The following is a 15,364-nucleotide window of genomic DNA, read 5'->3' as shown; positions in this document are numbered from 1 at the left end:
TTCTTGATTAACCGAGGATTTTGCAAAATCCTGAAACCTTAGTCCCTTATATCATACCATGAAGCGGCAAAAATCTCTCCCCGCCGGCTTGAATCTTACGGCTGCGAGCCTTCGCTACGGACATCCGGACCGTCCTTTCTGGCCAAAAAAGACAACCACCCCGGCAGCCACCAGTTGGCTCTGCCCAACAGCTTCATCAAAGAAGGTACAAGCAGGATGCGGACCACCGTGACGTCAATGAGCACGGAGGCGGTCAGGCCCAAGCCGAGCGCTTTCATCAGTTCGTTATCGGTAAACATGAACGCGCCGGCCACGACCGCCAAAATAAGCGCCGCCCCGGTAATCATCCCCCCGGTTCTCTGCAATCCTATGGCGGTGCTCCGCTCATTATTCCTTTCCTTTTTGTAGGCCTCGACAATCCGTGACAACATCATCACTTCGTAGTCCATGGAAATGCCGAACACTACGCAAAAGATAAGGATCGGCAGCACGGCGAACACGCTGCCCGTATAAGTCACATGCAGCAACCCGGCGCCGTATCCCAGCTGAAATACGAGCGTGACCAGGCCGAAGCTGGCGCCGAGGCTGAGCAAATTCATCGCGACCGCTTTCAGAGGGAGCAGTACCGAGCGGAAGGCCGCAAACAAGATGATATAAGTGAGCAGCAGAACAATGGCAAGGACGTATGGAATCCCGTTTTGAATTCTGTCCATGATATCCAGCTTGTAGGCCGGCGAACCCGTCACGTAAATGTTCATGCCTTCCGGCGGGTTCATCCGGATTTCGCGCACCAGCTTGACGGTAGCAGGGGCATTTTCGCCGTTTTCCGGCACGACCGCGATAACGGCCGCGTTCCCTTTAGCGGCATGACGTTTTGCGATTTCGGATCTCAGCTCGGGGCTGACGCCATCCGCCTCATCCTTGATGTAACCTGCGTAACTTTCGACGCGGCGTACGCCCGGTAGATCTTCAAGCATGGACATATATGATTTCACCAGACGGACGGACCGTGAATCTTCGTAAGGCTCGTTTAGCTCCGCCGCAATCATGATGCTGTTCGCTTCTTTCATGTCGTAGGCCTTTTTCATCAGTTCGGCGCCGTATCTGGAACCGTAAGTCGGCGGCAGCACTTCGGCGGACGGGATGCCCAGCTTCATGTGTATTGCAGGCAGCATCGCCGCAAGCAGGGCGGCCGTAACGCCGATCGCGATCAGCCCGGGGCGGGCCATGATCCATTCGGAAATGCGAACCCATGCCTGGCTGCCGGTCCGGCTGCCGTCGTCGGCTTTCCGCCGGATGCGGACGGGAAGAGCGAATATCCGGCGCCCTAAAATGGCCAGCAGCGCAGGAAGAAGCGTGCTTGCCGCAATCACGGATACCAGCACGACCAACATCCCGCCGAGCGCCAGCGACCGAAAAACGGGTAGATCGACCAGGCAAAGCGCGAGGAGGCCCGCCATCACGGCCGCCCCCGAATAAAGCACCGATCTCCCCGCCGTCCGGCACGCCGCCGCAAGCGCCTCCTCCACAGGCCTTTCAGCCAGCTCCTCGCGAAAACGGCTCACCATAAACAGCGCGTAATCGATTCCCACCGCTAAACCGAGCATCGTCACCATATTGGGCAAAAAATTGCTCAGGGCAGCCCCCTGCGCCGCCGCGAAATATAAGCCCCCCATCGTCACCGCTACGCTCCCGATGCCGATCACGACGGGCAGCAGCGCGGCGGGAAGCGTGCCGAACAGAAGCAGCAAAATAAGCAGCGCGGCAGGAATGCCAAACGATTCGGCGCGGACGATGTCATGCCTTACGGCGGTGCTCATGTCGTGATAAACGGCCAAATTGCCGCTAATGTATGTATCGGTGCCGCTGATCCGCGGCACCGCGGCTTTGATCTCGTCAAAATGCCGCAGCGCTTCGCTTGCCGTTTCATTCAGCAGCACCGTATAAGAAATGATGCTATCTTCACCCGCGTTCCGGGTCACCATGCTTGCGTACATATCCTGCACGTACGGCTGCTGCCGCAGGGGGGCCAGCTCCTCCCATATGCGGGCCTGCTCTCCTGAAACGGTCAGGTTTTTGCCCTCCCTGCTCTGCAGCACGATGTCGATCGAAGCGGCGGACATGCCAAGCTTTTCTTCGAGAAAAGCAATCCCCCGCTCCGATTGGCTGCCGGTCGGCGTAAAACCGCTGTCCTGCAAAAGAGACGGCGTTCTGAACGCAAACATGCCGAGAACAACGATAAAAAAGACCCACGCGATGGCGACCGCCCAACGGTAGCGGAAAATGATGCTCCCCCACTGCCCGCTTGGCGCTATACTCTGTCGCTTCCTCATGGATCTTCCTCCTTAATGCTCAAAAGAAATCGCGGGTTCGGCGGCGCTGTCCACTTCCGTAATGATGACGGAAAGCGACCGCGAAAGGTCTAATTCGTAGGGGACCTTCAAGCTCCGCCCCTCCGCGTCGCCGACAACGCGAACGATCGGCCGATGCGGCGTGCTCGGATGGATGGCGGATACGACGCCCGTTTCGCCCGTGCTTAATTTCACCGTTAATCCGGGCGGATAAATCGCCACCTTATCCCGGAACAACTCCAACTTTTGTTGATCGTATAATGTTCCCGATCCTGTATACAGAACCTCTACGGCCTGATGAGGCAGCATAGCGGGTCTGTACACACGATGCGAAGTCATGGCGTCATAGGAATCGGCCAGCGCCACCCACTGTGCGTATTCGTGTATATCCTTCCCCTGAACCCCCCGCGGATACCCGCTGCCGTTCAGCCGCTCATGATGCTGGAATGCGCAATGGGCGGCTAGCAGCGGGATGTTGGGCTCGTCTTTCAAAATTTTGTATCCGATCTCCGTATGGGCCTGCATCACTTTGTACTCTTCCTCCGTCAGCTTTTGGGGTTTGGCCAACACCCGCTGCGGAATTTGCGTTTTGCCGATGTCATGGAGAAGCGCCCCGAGGCCAAGCGCCGTCATCTGCTGCTCCGTATAGCCGAACGCAATGCCCAACACAAGCGTGTACACGCATACGTTCAAGGAATGCTTATACAAATAATGGTCGGCCGTATTCATGTCCATGAGCATAATCATGGGCTGCTCCTGCCTGCTGACATCGTTCAAAATCGCTTCGAGCACCTTGGTAAAATCTTTGCCGAGATGAAAATAGCCCTTCGCAATTTTCGAGGTTTCGGACAAACGCTGGAAATTTTTACGGATATTTTGCAGCGCTTGACGGCGGGTTTCCTCATGGAGCATTTCCGGGATGCGGATTCCTTCCGTCAGTTCGTCTTCGATGTGTACGTAACCGATATCCAGCTCCACGAGCCGCCGAATCAGCGGCGGCGTCAGCTCGACGCCGTCGGCCAAAAGCACGACGCCTTCGTCGTTGAATATTTTTTTGCCGATCCTCATACCTTCCTGAAGCCTACCAACGGGTACTAAACGCAAAGCATATCCTCTCCTGCCTTAAATCACGGATGCTGTGGGCGTAAAGCCGTTATCCGTAAAATTCTCCAAACCATGATTTCCACTGATACCGTTTTACAGGAAAGCCCATCCTTTGCATGTCTCAAACTTACGAATCAGCGCATAATGAAAAGCCAAAACACGATCGCTAAAATAAACCGGTATATCGCGAAATGGGTCAAGCGGATTTTTTGGATCAGCTTCATGAATGCAAGCACGACGACATACGCAACGACAAACGCGAGAATGAATCCGATCGCAAACAAACCAAGCGTGTCTTTCGTCAAATTTTGGTACGAATCGAGCATTTCATAACCCGAAGCGGCCACCATGATCGGAATCGCGATCAGAAACGAGAAATCCGCAGAAGCCTTGTAGCTGGCGCCCGACAGCATCCCGCCCGAAATCGTCGAACCGGAACGGGAAAAGCCCGGCCAAAGCACGGATAAAATTTGATAAATGCCGATTAAAAACGCCTGCTTGTAGCTAAGGTCATCGATCGTTTCCGCCGTGATTTTCGCCTTCGATTTATTGAACCATTCCGCAAAAATCATGAAAATGCCGCCTGCGACCAAAGCCCAAATGACGGTGCTGGCGCTAAACAAGCTTTTGATGAAGTCCCTCGCAAAAAAGGCGACGATCAGCGCGGGCGCGATGCCGATAATGACGTGCAGCAGGTTCAGCTTTTTGTGCGGCGCGATGCGATTTTGCCCCGAATCGATTTTTTTGATCCCGAGCAAATCGAGAATCCGCCGCCAGTAAACGAGCGCGATGGCAAGAATCGCTCCGAGCTGGATGACCACTTCGAACGTTTTCATGGTCGGATCCTGATCGTTGTAGCCAAGCAGCTTCGACGTGAGAATCATATGCCCGGTTGAAGATACCGGAATGAATTCCGTAATGCCTTCCACAATCCCTAATACGATCGCTGTTATTGTATCCATTGCTTCCTCCCCAAGGAAAATCTTTACTTGGCTTCCGCCCATCGGTTTCGTTCGCTTTCGGCAAGGCTTCCCGGACGCTGAAGCTCAAGGCGCAGCAAATCACGCAGAAATTCGGGCAGCAAAAACCGCTGATTCCGCCCCATCGCAAGCGATTCGTAGCCAATGCCAAACGTGAACATATCGAGCGTTCCAACCTCGTATTCCTGCTCGTCCTGCAGCCTTTCTCCCATGTATGTAATTTCGACAATCCTATCATAAGGGATTCGGCCCTTATCGTACAAGACTTCCAGACCATCAACCGCCACATTTCCCAAAATCTCCCCGCGAAATCCGAAGCCCCGGATCTCCCGGCCCCAGAAATCGGGCAGCAAGCTTTCTTCCAGCGCGTTCCGAATATCCTTGCCTTTCAGCGTGACGACGCAAGCGTTCACCGGGGACGGACACAACGTATGGAGCAGCCCGGCCGAAATTTCCCCTTCAGGCAGCGGACCAAGCAGTTGCCCCGTGTTGACGATCGAAATGCCTGTTCCGGTAAACCTGCGGACGGCCTGTGCCAACAGATTCCCGAACGGGGATTCCGACGTATGATCGAGCGGCAGCGGCCGGTCGGTCGTTGCAACCGTCTCGCTTAGCGTTTCTTCGGCATGTTTGCGATGCAGGCTTAGCGCCTTGCTGACGGTTTCGTCCACCATGTCCGTATCGACCGGAACACAACCTCCTTCCGTCATCCGGTAACCGCCGTCCGGCTGCAGGTCCATTCGGATTTTGCCGATATAGTCCCCGAACTTTCCTGCCGCGCAAACGGCCGTATGGCCGATCAGGAGCGGTTTTTCGAGCAGGTGGTGGGTATGTCCGCCCAGAATCGCATCGATCCCCGGAATCCGTTCCGCAAGCCGCTGATCCGTCGCCAGTCCGAGATGGGACAACAAAATAACGATATCCGACTGAGGGCGAAGCAGCTCCACCTCTCTTCGGATCGCCGTTTCGGGATCCAGCGCTTTAAGGCCAAACAGATCGTAAAAGGCCGAAAACGGCGCCGTCGCGCCCGTGATGCCGATTTTGGCGCCTCCTTTGTCGATGATCGCGTGCGTTTTCATCCAGGACGGGGGTTCGCCGGTCGCTTCCTCCAGCATATTGCAGCAAACCACCTGTGCCTGCAGATCGGCGTACACCTTAGCCAAATCTTCCGGCGTCAACGTCAATCCTTCGTTATTCCCGATTGTAATCGCATCGTAGCCGGTCAAATTCAGCAGATCAACGTTGACTCCGCCCATCGTTCCTTCCGTTTCCACCGCCGAGCGGTCCACATGGTCTCCGACATCCACCAGCAAGAGCGGGTTTCCGTTCGCCTCTTCCCGCTGCCCGGCTACATAAGCAGCAATAGGACTGACCTTGTCAAAATGGCTATGTATATCGTTCGTGTGCAAAATCGTGATCGTTTTGGGCTTGTTGCGCTTCATAAGCTAAGTCCTTCCTTTCTCGCGCAGGTGCAATATCGCTGACTAAAGCGGATCTTCTAAGGGATAAGCATAACATTTTCATGACGGATATGGTATATTGGATAGACATGAACATCATTGGTTGAGGTGAAAAATATGCAGCTTCGCATTCAATTATTTGCCGGTCTGGCGGAACGCCTGCACACCCGGGTGCTGGACTATACGGTTGAACGGTCCGAAATAACCGCCGACGAGCTGAAGATAGAGCTGTCCCATTCGTTTCCGGAGGCTGCCTCGCAGATCTCCGTTTCTTTTGTTGCCGTAAATCAGGAATATGCGCCAGGAGACTTCCTTATTACGGAAGGGGCCGAAATTGCCCTCATCCCGCCGGTTTCCGGCGGCGACGGCCAGGCTCACGTTGACGCCGCTTCCAAGGACGGACGATTTTGCATTACGGACCGGCCTCTGTCGGTTGAGGAAGTAACAAACAAAGTGCTTCATCCCAATCATGGGGCCACCCTTTCCTTTGTCGGCACGACGCGGGAGATGACCGGGAGCCAGCGCACGGTCCATCTGGAATATGACGCATACATTCCCATGGCGCTTTCCCAACTGGAAGCGATCGGCAAAGATATTGATACCCGCTGGCCCGGAACCTTATGCGCGATTTCGCACCGGGTCGGCAAAGTCGACGTTCAGGAAGCCAGCGTGATTATCGCCGTTTCGACAAGCCACCGTGCCGATTGCTATGAAGCGAGCCGGTATGCCATCGAAAAATTGAAGCAGTCGGTCCCGATTTGGAAAAAGGAAATTTGGGACGATGGTTCCGAATGGAAGGGGCATCAACAAGGGCCGTGGGACCCAACCGCAAGCCTTTAGGTCTAACATATTGGCATTGTCAATCCATTTTTTTCTTGATATGATAGCAGGTAACAGATGTCGAATTTTGAAGAAATGGAGTGACGATTGCTTGAAAGTGCATGTCACAGACTTAAAACCAGGCGACCGGCTGGCGGCGGACGCATTCAGCGAATCAGGACTTCACGTGATGCAAAACGGAACGCCGCTGACGGAAGAAGATATCCGCAAGCTGATGAAGCACGGCGTGGACTACGTGGATATCGAGCCTGCCGTCCAGCAGCCCGCGGTCACGTTGATTCACTCCCAGCAGATGGAGCTCTTGCAAAAAACAAAGCCCTATCTCGTGCAAGCCGTGGACGGATTCGAATCGATGTACTTGGAAGCGTTAACTACCGGCAGGTTTAATGAAACCATGGTTGATGATATCATGGAGCCCCTCGTCGATCAATTGAAGGAGCATAAAGACATCGTCTCCCTCATGCTCTGCATTGATCAAAACGACGATTATACATATCACCATTCGATGCAGGTCGGCATTTTATCTTATTATATTGCATCCTGGCTGGGATTTTCCAAGGAAGAAGCTTACGAGGCCGGTCGGGCAGGGTATCTTCACGACATCGGCAAGTGCCAAATTCCCGGAAGCCTGCTGAACAAGCCCGGCAAACTGACTCCGGAAGAATTCGAAATCATGAAAAAGCATACGGTTTACGGGCATGATATCATCCGCGATTCGTCCCCGGACACCATTCCGGCGCTTGTTGCGCTTCAGCATCATGAACGCGACGACGGCAGCGGGTACCCCCACGCCATCGAGAAAAACGAGATTCATCCGTTCTCGAGAATTACGGCGGTGGCCGACGTGTTCAGCGCCATGAGCATGAACCGGGTATACCAATCCAAACAGGAGCTGCTGACCGTTATGCACGAGCTGCACACCATGAGTTTCGGAAAACTGAGCGCCAACGCCACCCAGGCTTTCATCCGCCACATGCTCCCAAATTTCATCGGCAAAAACGTCATTCTCTCTACCGGAGAAAGAGGCACGATCGTCATGACCAACCCCGCCGACTTCTTCCGCCCACTGGTGAAAACCGAAACCAGCTTCGTGGATTTATCTTCCCGGCGTGACATCGGAATCGACCAAATTTTCCTGTAATATATATATATCGCTATTTTATTCAACGTGTCCCGGTCAAACTTTGTCCGGACACTTTTTTTACGCCTTAAGTAAAAGAACGGCCCATCCCTAATAGCTGAACTTTCATAAAAAAATACGTACCCGAAGCGCCAAACCGCGAAGGTCCGGCACAACGGATACGTATTTGGGTAAAGGTGAACGGATTAACCGATCGAACCTTCCATTTCGAATTTGATCAGACGGTTCATTTCAACCGCATATTCCATCGGCAGCTCTTTCGTGAACGGCTCGATGAAGCCCATGACGATCATTTGCGTCGCTTCGGCTTCGGTCAGGCCGCGGCTCATCAGGTAGAACAGCTGATCTTCGGATACTTTCGAAACCGTCGCTTCGTGTTCAAGCACGATGTTGTCGTTTTTGATTTCGTTGTACGGAATCGTATCCGATGTGGACTCATTGTCCAGAATCAGCGTGTCGCATTTGATGTTAGCTTTCGCTCCGTCGGCGTTGCGTCCGAAGGAAGCCAGACCGCGATAGGTAACTTTACCGCCGTGCTTGCTGATCGATTTCGACACGATCGTGGAGGTCGTATCCGGAGCGAGGTGAATCATTTTCGCGCCGGCATCCTGATGCTGGCCTTTGCCCGCAACCGCGATCGACAGCACCATGCCTTTCGCGCCGCGTCCTTTCAGGAGAACCGCAGGATATTTCATCGTCAGCTTGGAGCCGATGTTGCCGTCAACCCATTCCATGGTTGCATTTTCTTCGGCAACGGCACGTTTCGTAACGAGGTTGTAAATGTTAGGCGCCCAGTTTTGGATCGTGGTGTAACGCACGCGCGCATCCTTTTTGCAGATGATTTCCACGACCGCGCTGTGCAGCGAGTTGGTGCTGTAGATCGGAGCGGTACAGCCTTCGACGTAATGCACGAAGCTGCCTTCGTCCGCGATGATCAGCGTACGTTCGAATTGTCCCATGTTTTCGGAATTGATCCGGAAATAGGCCTGCAGCGGAATTTCGCATTTCACGCCTTTCGGAACGTAGATGAAGCTTCCTCCGGACCATACCGCGCTGTTCAAAGCGGCGAATTTGTTGTCGGATGGAGGAACAACGCTCGCAAAATGCTCCCTGAAAATTTCAGGATGCTCTTTCAGCGCCGTGTCGGTATCCATGAAGATAACGCCCTGATCTTCCAGATCCTTTTGCATGTTGTGGTATACGACTTCGGACTCGTATTGGGCGGATACGCCGGCGAGGAATTTTTGCTCCGCTTCCGGAATGCCCAGCTTGTCGAAGGTTTCCTTGATTTCCGCAGGAACCTCTTCCCACGTCTTTCCTTGTTTTTCGGAAGGTCTTACATAGTACTGGATATCGTTGAAGTCCAACTCGTCAAGGTTGCCGCCCCATTTCGGCATCGGCATTTTTTCGAACTGTTCAAGCGACTTCAGACGGAATTCCAGCATCCATTCCGGTTCGTTTTTAATTTTGGAGATCTCGGTGACGATTTCGCGGGTCAACCCTTTGCCGGTTTGGAAAACCGCTTTGTGTTCGTCGCGGAACCCGTATTTGTACTCTTCTATTTCAGGGGCTTTTTTAGCCATGGGTTTGAACCTCCCTATCAATTAATGATCATGCTGTTTCTCGTCGATCCCTTTCCGCAGCGCGTTCCACGCCAAGGTGGCGCATTTGATGCGGGCCGGGAACTTGTTTACTCCGGACAGGGCTTCAATATCCTCGTAGTCGTCGAAATGGACGTCTTCCCCTTGCATTAGCGCGGAGAACCGGGATGCCATCTCCTTGGCTTCCTCCACCGATTTGCCTTTGACGGCTTCGGTCATCATGGAGGCGGAAGACATGCTGATCGAGCATCCTTCCCCCGTATATCTCGCATCCTGTACGATTCCGTCATCCACCTTGAGCTGCAGCGAAATTTTGTCGCCGCATGTCGGGTTATTCAAATCAACCGTTACGGTTCCGTCTTCGAATTTTCCCCGGTTCCGCGGATTTTTGTAGTGGTCCATAATCACGCGCCGGTACAAGTCATCAAGTTGCATTAGCCAAAATACTCCTTTGTCTGGATTAATGCGCTGATCAGACGGTCCACATCTTCTTTCGTATTATACAGATAAAAACTTGCGCGTGCAGTCGAACTTGCTTCCAGCCAGCGCATCAGCGGCTGGCAGCAGTGATGTCCGGCACGAATCGCGATGCCGCTGGCATCCAGAACCGTGGCCACATCATGCGGATGCACCTCGCCGAGATTAAACGTGACCAACCCGACCTTCCGCTCACGCGGACCGTACAGCTTCAGGCCGTCAATCTCGGACAGGCGGTCGACCGCGTACGCGGCCAGATCATGTTCATGCGCCGCAATGGCGTCAAGCCCGATGCTTTCGAGAAAATCGATGGCTGCCCCAAGCCCGACGGCTCCGGCAATAATCGGCGTTCCTCCTTCGAACTTCCAAGGGAGCTCCTTCCAGGATGAATCGTACAAACCGACATCGTCGATCATTTCGCCGCCGAATTCCACCGGCTCCATCGCTTCGAGCAGCGCTTGTTTCCCGTACAAAACGCCGATCCCGGTCGGACCGCACATCTTATGGCCGGAAAATGCATAAAAATCGCAATCCAGGTCCTGAACGTCCACCTTCATATGCGGAGTGCTCTGGGCTCCGTCAACGACCATGACAGCCCCGTGACGGTGCGCCAGAGCGGCGATCTCCTTCACCGGATTAATGACGCCCATGACGTTGGAGACGTAAGCCATCGTTACGATTTTCGTTTTGTCCGATACGACTTTTTCAACTTCCGGCAAAGTCACCGAACCGTCTTCCTGCAGTTTAACATATTTAAGCACGGCGCCGGTGGCTTTTGCCACCTGCTGCCATGGAATGAGATTGCTGTGGTGTTCCATCGGGGTCAAGACGATTTCATCGCCTTCGGCCAAGATGGAGCGGGCGTAAGACGAAGCAACCATGTTCAAGGAAGTCGTCGTCCCGCGCGTAAAAATGATTTCTTTCGTGCTTTTGGCATGAATGAATTTAGCCACTTTCTCGCGTGCGCCTTCATAAGCATCGGTAGCACGGCTGCCGAGCGTATGCACACCCCGGTGCACGTTCGCATTATCGTATTCGTAATAATGCCGCAGCGCTTCAATGACGGCCAGCGGCTTCTGGGAAGTCGCCGCGCTGTCCAGGTAAACCAATGGATGGCCGTTAATCTCCTGCTTCAGAATCGGGAACTGCTCGCGAATGGCGTTATTCATTGTCCCAACTTCCTTTCGATGACGGCTTGCAGTTGCTTCTGCAGGCTTTCCATCGGAACTTGGGATACGACAGGCGCCAGGAATCCGTAAATGATAAGGGATTCGGCGATTTCGCGGGAGATGCCGCGGGACATCAGGTAGTAGATTTGTTCCTGATTGACCTGGCCTACCGACGCCGCGTGACCCGCTTTAACGTCGTCCTCGTCGATCAACAGGATCGGATTCGCGTCGCCGCGGGCTTTCGGACTCAGCATGAGCACTTTTTCCGTTTGCTGGCCGTCCGATTTCGTCGCGCCTTTTTCGATTTTCGTAATCCCGTTGATGATGGCCGACGCTTCCTCGCGCATAACGGCGCGGGTAATCATCTGGCTCTCCGAGGATTTGCCGAAGTGGTTGGCGCGTGTCGTATAGTTCAGCTTCTGGGATCCGGAACCGACCGCGATGACCTTCGAGTCGGATGTCGAACCGTTTCCTTTCAGCACCGAATACGTATCGCTAACCGTGTCGCCGCTGTTCATTTCGCCGACGATCCATTCCATCGACGCATCGTTTTCAATGACTGCGCGGCGGTAGCTCAGATCCGTAACGTTCGTTCCCATTTGGTGAATGGTTGCATAGCGGACCTTCGCCCCTTGCTTGGCGAATACTTCGACGGCCCCGTTGTGCGTAACCGCTTGGTTGCCTTCGGAAACGTAATTGTCCACGTAGGTGACCGAACTGTTCACGTCGGCGATGATCAGCACATGCGGCGCAAACGTCGCTTCGCCGTCATCCGTAAGCAATACGGCCTGAAGCGGTACCGTTACTTCGACGTTTTTCGGAACGTAAAGGAACACGCCTCCGTTCCAAATCGCGGCATGAAGCGCGGCCACGGAGCTTTCGTCCGCTTTTACCGCAGTATGCAGATGGGCTTTGACAAGCTCCCCATGCTCTTTTGCCGCCGTTTGCAAATCGGTGAAAACAACGCCTTTTTCGGCAAGCTCCGGCGCAAGTTTCGTGTAAACGACTCCGGAGTTGCGCTGGATCAACAGGCTTCCGGACTCCTGATCCTGAACCAGCTCCCGAATGGATGCCGGAACCTCCGCCAGCGATGTCATGCCGGCATTTTCTTTATAGCTTCCGTAATTTTGAATGTCCAAGCGTTCGATTCTCATTTTCTCGAGCTTGGGCAGCTCCAGATTGGCGGCAAGCTCCAAGGCCTTCAGGCGATTTTCCGTAAGCCAAGCCGGTTCTTGTCTTTGTTTGGACAATTGGCTGAGGCTGTCCGCGTTCACCGGAAGAATGGTTTGTGTCGTCATTTCGGTTTCCTCCTTCCGTTTTTTACGCTTCTTGACCTACAGTCTCGTCTTCGATGCCAAGCTCTTCCTTCACCCAATCGTAACCTTCGGCTTCCAGGCGCTCTGCAAGCTCAGGACCGCCGGATTTCACGATACGCCCTTGCATCATGACGTGGACGAAGTCCGGTTTGATGTAGTTCAGCAGGCGCTGATAGTGGGTAATGATCAGGAATCCGCGGTCGTCGCTGCGCATGGCGTTGACGCCGTTAGCCACGATTTTGAGCGCGTCGATGTCAAGGCCCGAGTCGATTTCGTCCAAGATGACGATGCTTGGCTCGATCATCATCATTTGCAGAATTTCATTCCGTTTCTTTTCGCCGCCGGAGAAACCTTCATTCAGGTAGCGGTGCGCGAATTCCGGATTCATGTCGAGTTCTTTCATTTTCGCTTCCAATTGACGGATAAAACGGATCAAAGAAATTTCTTGACCTTCTTCACGGCGGGCGTTAATGGCGCTGCGCAAAAAGTCGGAGTTTGTCACGCCCGTAATTTCGCTCGGATACTGCATCGCCAGGAACAGGCCTGCGCGTGCGCGCTCGTCGACTGCCATTTCGAGCAAGTCTTCCCCGTTCAGCGTTGCATTGCCGTCGGTGACTTCGTATTTAGGATGCCCCATCAGCGCGGAAGCCAAGGTACTTTTACCGGTACCGTTCGGACCCATGATGGCGTGAATCTCTCCGCCCTTTATTTCGAGGTTGATTCCTTTCAGAATTTCCTTACCTTCAATTTCCGCTTTAAGGCCTTGAATCGAAAAGTGAGTAGCCATGTACGTTATTCCCTCCGTTAATTTGTTTTACCGAAATCAGACAGTCTATTTAAACAGGGGACCTTCCCTGATTTCAAGCAATCATAATTATCAATTTAAAATGAATCTAAACTGATTCTCACTGATTATCAATAATTCTATAATAAATACAGATTCATATCAACCGCTCTAACCTCCATCTTGGGATTTAATTATGGAGAAAAGGCATCGCTGCTTAATAAACAGCAAAGCCTGTCCTGCTATTTGGTTAAAATCGCCATGCTTTCCGAGCCAATTTCAATATTTGCGTTTCTTCGTGTATCATCCGGCAACGTAACAATGCAAGCGTCACCGGCGGGCATCTTTGAGGTTATTTTTACATACCATCGTCTTTTATGGCCCCAAAAGGTTTGGCTTACTTGATTTCCCCTGTAGCCACGAGAACGGCTCTCCCCAGCGTATGGCCCAGCATGGTGAATCCTAAGAGAACCGGCGTGGCGTTAGGATCGATGCCGATCTTCTCGACATCCAGCGCATGAACGACAAAATAATACCAATGAGGGCCGTGTCCCGCTGGAGGCGCCGCACCGATAAACCGTTTGAGGCGCGCATCGTTCGGCAGTTGCAAGGCGCCTTGCGGCAAGCCGCCTCCATGATCGCCGCCTGCGCCGATCGGCAGTTCGGTGACGCTGGCAGGGATGTTGATGACAGCCCAGTGCCAGAAGCCCGATCCGGTCGGGGCATCCGGGTCATACGCGGTTACAGCGAAACTCTTCATCCCTTCGGGCGCATCCGACTATTTCAAATGAGGCGAAAGATCTTTGCCACCCTCCACTCAAACGCGTATTGCTGAGGCGGCAGAGGAAGACCCTCTGCAATATCGTTACTCGTCACCTGAAAGACTTCGACTTTCGGCATTTTGGCAAATGGTTGTTGCTTACTCATTTGATTCGATTATATACATAAGAATCGATTCTGTAAACAATAATCGTTTAATATATTAATTATCGAATGTGTCCCTTGTTTTTTATGGATTTCGGTGTAAATTATTTAAACGTGTGTAATCCCAATGGACATAAAGGATGGTATTGGCTTCATGGCCAAAAAAACGGTTGATGCCGTTGTTAGCCGCGACAGCGATCGTGCCGTAGAGCTCTTTAGAGCGCACATCCAACTCACGGCGGATATCCTTTTTGATAATCAATAAGCAAAAAATGTCTGCAAATCGCCTTCTTTACCTCAATCCGCGTAGACAAGTATTCAATTTAAAAAGGAGCAGTTTGCCCAAAGGCAGCTGCTCCTTTATTAAATTAGGCTTTCTTAACCCATCGATTTACGCCAAGTCCGTCAGTGGGATCAATCATACGACGATTGAAGAAATGAGAAGCGCCCTGCATGCTTTAACAGCAAAAAATAAAGTTACTCCGACGTGTCCTTAGAACCCCGGCTCATCTAGGAACGGTAGAAGCTTTCGCAAAACACGTTCCGCCTGCTCCGAAATAGCATAGTTCTGATGAGTTATCCGAGGTAGGAGCGCAGCATCCACATATGCTTCTCAAGATCGTTTTTGATTTTGATGAACAGATCTCCCGTCGGCTCGTCCCCTGCTTCGTCGGCAACCCGAATCCCCTCATGCAGCTCTTCGGAAACCGTGGCAAAATCCTCGATCAAGGTCTGCACCATTTGGCGGGCATCCTCTTTGCCGGAAGCTTCCTGGATGGTGGCCAGCTCCAAATATTCTTTCATGGTTGCGGCCGGGCTTCCTTTAATCGTAAGAAGACGCTCGGCGACCTCGTCCATCTTGAGCGTAACGTCGTCGTACAGTTCTTCGAATTTGGCATGCAGCGTAAAAAAATGCTCCCCTTTGACGTACCAGTGGTAGTTGTGAATTTTCACGTACAGGACGTTCAGGTTCGCCACTTCCTGGTTCAATATTTGCTCAAGCGTTGTCGGTTTCGTTTTTGCAGATGTTTTTGCCATGAAAATCCCCGCCTTTTCTTTAAAATAATCGGCTCGCGCGCGAAACGCCCGCAAAGCCGCTTGCAATCCACATGTACAGGCTTTTTGGCCGGCATGCCGCCGCCTTTTGCCTTTGTTCATATATTACCCTGCCGCCCCCCGCATGAAACAAAAACGCGCCATCTTTCGGATGGAAATCT

At 52.9% G+C, this 15,364-nt stretch carries 13 protein-coding genes and 1 pseudogene; 2 read left to right on the top strand and 12 right to left on the bottom strand.

The window, feature by feature from the left end; all coding sequences use genetic code 11:
- Window positions 1–95: 95 nt before the first annotated feature.
- The 4 genes from GQY55_RS17900 to GQY55_RS17885 all read right to left on the bottom strand — a co-directional run bounded on the left by GQY55_RS17900 (window position 96) and on the right by GQY55_RS17885 (window position 5,877).
- The gene (locus GQY55_RS17900) at window positions 96–2,333 is read right to left on the bottom strand and encodes an MMPL family transporter (protein ID WP_160043235.1); all 2,238 of its coding nucleotides are present in this window, start codon (window positions 2,331–2,333) and stop codon (window positions 96–98) included.
- Window positions 2,334–2,345: 12 nt separating this feature from the next.
- Complete coding sequence (locus GQY55_RS17895; RefSeq protein ID WP_160043234.1) at window positions 2,346–3,455, bottom strand: HD-GYP domain-containing protein; 1,110 nt, start codon at window positions 3,453–3,455, stop codon at window positions 2,346–2,348.
- A gap of 134 nt (window positions 3,456–3,589) precedes the next feature.
- Entirely contained in the window at window positions 3,590–4,417 is an 828-nt protein-coding gene (locus tag GQY55_RS17890; RefSeq protein WP_160043233.1) for an undecaprenyl-diphosphate phosphatase, read from the bottom strand.
- 23 nt (window positions 4,418–4,440) lie between these two features.
- The gene (locus tag GQY55_RS17885; protein ID WP_160043232.1) at window positions 4,441–5,877 is read right to left on the bottom strand and encodes a bifunctional metallophosphatase/5'-nucleotidase; all 1,437 of its coding nucleotides are present in this window, start codon (window positions 5,875–5,877) and stop codon (window positions 4,441–4,443) included.
- A 135-nt stretch (window positions 5,878–6,012) separates the two neighbouring features.
- Between GQY55_RS17885 and GQY55_RS17880 the strand changes: the two genes are divergently transcribed.
- Both GQY55_RS17880 and GQY55_RS17875 read left to right on the top strand, forming a co-directional pair.
- Window positions 6,013–6,735 (top strand): molybdenum cofactor biosynthesis protein, encoded by a 723-nt coding sequence (locus tag GQY55_RS17880; RefSeq protein WP_160043231.1) that lies wholly within the window; start codon window positions 6,013–6,015, stop codon window positions 6,733–6,735.
- A 91-nt stretch (window positions 6,736–6,826) separates the two neighbouring features.
- Window positions 6,827–7,876, top strand: coding sequence for an HD-GYP domain-containing protein (locus GQY55_RS17875; protein WP_160043230.1), 1,050 nt, complete (start codon window positions 6,827–6,829; stop codon window positions 7,874–7,876).
- A 185-nt stretch (window positions 7,877–8,061) separates the two neighbouring features.
- Here GQY55_RS17875 and sufB read toward each other — a convergent pair whose 3' ends face one another.
- The 8 genes and pseudogenes from sufB to GQY55_RS17840 all read right to left on the bottom strand — a co-directional run bounded on the left by sufB (window position 8,062) and on the right by GQY55_RS17840 (window position 15,185).
- Window positions 8,062–9,459, bottom strand: a complete 1,398-nt coding sequence (gene sufB, locus GQY55_RS17870) for a Fe-S cluster assembly protein SufB (protein ID WP_160043229.1) — start codon at window positions 9,457–9,459, stop codon at window positions 8,062–8,064.
- A gap of 21 nt (window positions 9,460–9,480) precedes the next feature.
- A complete protein-coding gene (gene sufU, locus GQY55_RS17865) occupies window positions 9,481–9,912 on the bottom strand; it encodes a Fe-S cluster assembly sulfur transfer protein SufU (RefSeq protein WP_160043228.1) in 432 nt (143 codons plus the stop codon).
- Entirely contained in the window at window positions 9,912–11,123 is a 1,212-nt protein-coding gene (locus tag GQY55_RS17860; RefSeq protein WP_160043227.1) for a cysteine desulfurase, read from the bottom strand. The genes sufU and GQY55_RS17860 overlap by 1 nt, the downstream gene beginning before the upstream one ends.
- Window positions 11,120–12,421: a Fe-S cluster assembly protein SufD gene (gene sufD / locus GQY55_RS17855; RefSeq protein ID WP_160043226.1), complete on the bottom strand. Its 1,302-nt coding sequence runs from the start codon at window positions 12,419–12,421 to the stop codon at window positions 11,120–11,122. The genes GQY55_RS17860 and sufD overlap by 4 nt, the downstream gene beginning before the upstream one ends.
- Window positions 12,422–12,443: 22 nt before the next feature.
- On the bottom strand, window positions 12,444–13,226 hold the full coding sequence (sufC, locus tag GQY55_RS17850; RefSeq protein ID WP_160043225.1) for a Fe-S cluster assembly ATPase SufC: 783 nt from the start codon (window positions 13,224–13,226) through the stop codon (window positions 12,444–12,446).
- 394 nt (window positions 13,227–13,620) lie between these two features.
- Window positions 13,621–13,986: pseudogene (locus GQY55_RS17845) on the bottom strand (YbhB/YbcL family Raf kinase inhibitor-like protein); the annotation flags it as partial.
- Window positions 13,987–14,232: 246 nt separating this feature from the next.
- Complete coding sequence (locus GQY55_RS31485; protein ID WP_236575690.1) at window positions 14,233–14,409, bottom strand: hypothetical protein; 177 nt, start codon at window positions 14,407–14,409, stop codon at window positions 14,233–14,235.
- Between the two features lie 314 nt (window positions 14,410–14,723).
- Window positions 14,724–15,185 (bottom strand): Dps family protein, encoded by a 462-nt coding sequence (locus tag GQY55_RS17840; RefSeq protein WP_160043224.1) that lies wholly within the window; start codon window positions 15,183–15,185, stop codon window positions 14,724–14,726.
- Between the last annotated feature and the right edge of the window lie 179 nt (window positions 15,186–15,364).

This window comes from Paenibacillus sp. USDA918EY, assembly GCF_009870825.1.
Lineage (GTDB): Bacteria > Bacillota > Bacilli > Paenibacillales > Paenibacillaceae > Paenibacillus_AQ > Paenibacillus_AQ albilobatus.
This window is presented reverse-complemented; position numbering and strand designations above follow the sequence as displayed.

Excerpts from the sequence above, each read along its gene's own strand:
- sufD (WP_160043226.1), bottom strand. The coding sequence starts at position 12,421 with ATGACGACACAAACCATTCTTCCGGTGAACGCGGACAGCCTCAGCCAA.
- GQY55_RS17840 (WP_160043224.1), bottom strand. The coding sequence starts at position 15,185 with ATGGCAAAAACATCTGCAAAAACGAAACCGACAACGCTTGAGCAAATA.
- sufU (WP_160043228.1), bottom strand. The coding sequence starts at position 9,912 with ATGCAACTTGATGACTTGTACCGGCGCGTGATTATGGACCACTACAAA.
- GQY55_RS17880 (WP_160043231.1), top strand. The coding sequence starts at position 6,013 with ATGCAGCTTCGCATTCAATTATTTGCCGGTCTGGCGGAACGCCTGCAC.
- GQY55_RS17890 (WP_160043233.1), bottom strand. The coding sequence starts at position 4,417 with ATGGATACAATAACAGCGATCGTATTAGGGATTGTGGAAGGCATTACG.
- sufB (WP_160043229.1), bottom strand. The coding sequence starts at position 9,459 with ATGGCTAAAAAAGCCCCTGAAATAGAAGAGTACAAATACGGGTTCCGC.
- GQY55_RS17885 (WP_160043232.1), bottom strand. The coding sequence starts at position 5,877 with ATGAAGCGCAACAAGCCCAAAACGATCACGATTTTGCACACGAACGAT.
- GQY55_RS17900 (WP_160043235.1), bottom strand. The coding sequence starts at position 2,333 with ATGAGGAAGCGACAGAGTATAGCGCCAAGCGGGCAGTGGGGGAGCATC.
- sufC (WP_160043225.1), bottom strand. The coding sequence starts at position 13,226 with ATGGCTACTCACTTTTCGATTCAAGGCCTTAAAGCGGAAATTGAAGGT.
- GQY55_RS17860 (WP_160043227.1), bottom strand. The coding sequence starts at position 11,123 with ATGAATAACGCCATTCGCGAGCAGTTCCCGATTCTGAAGCAGGAGATT.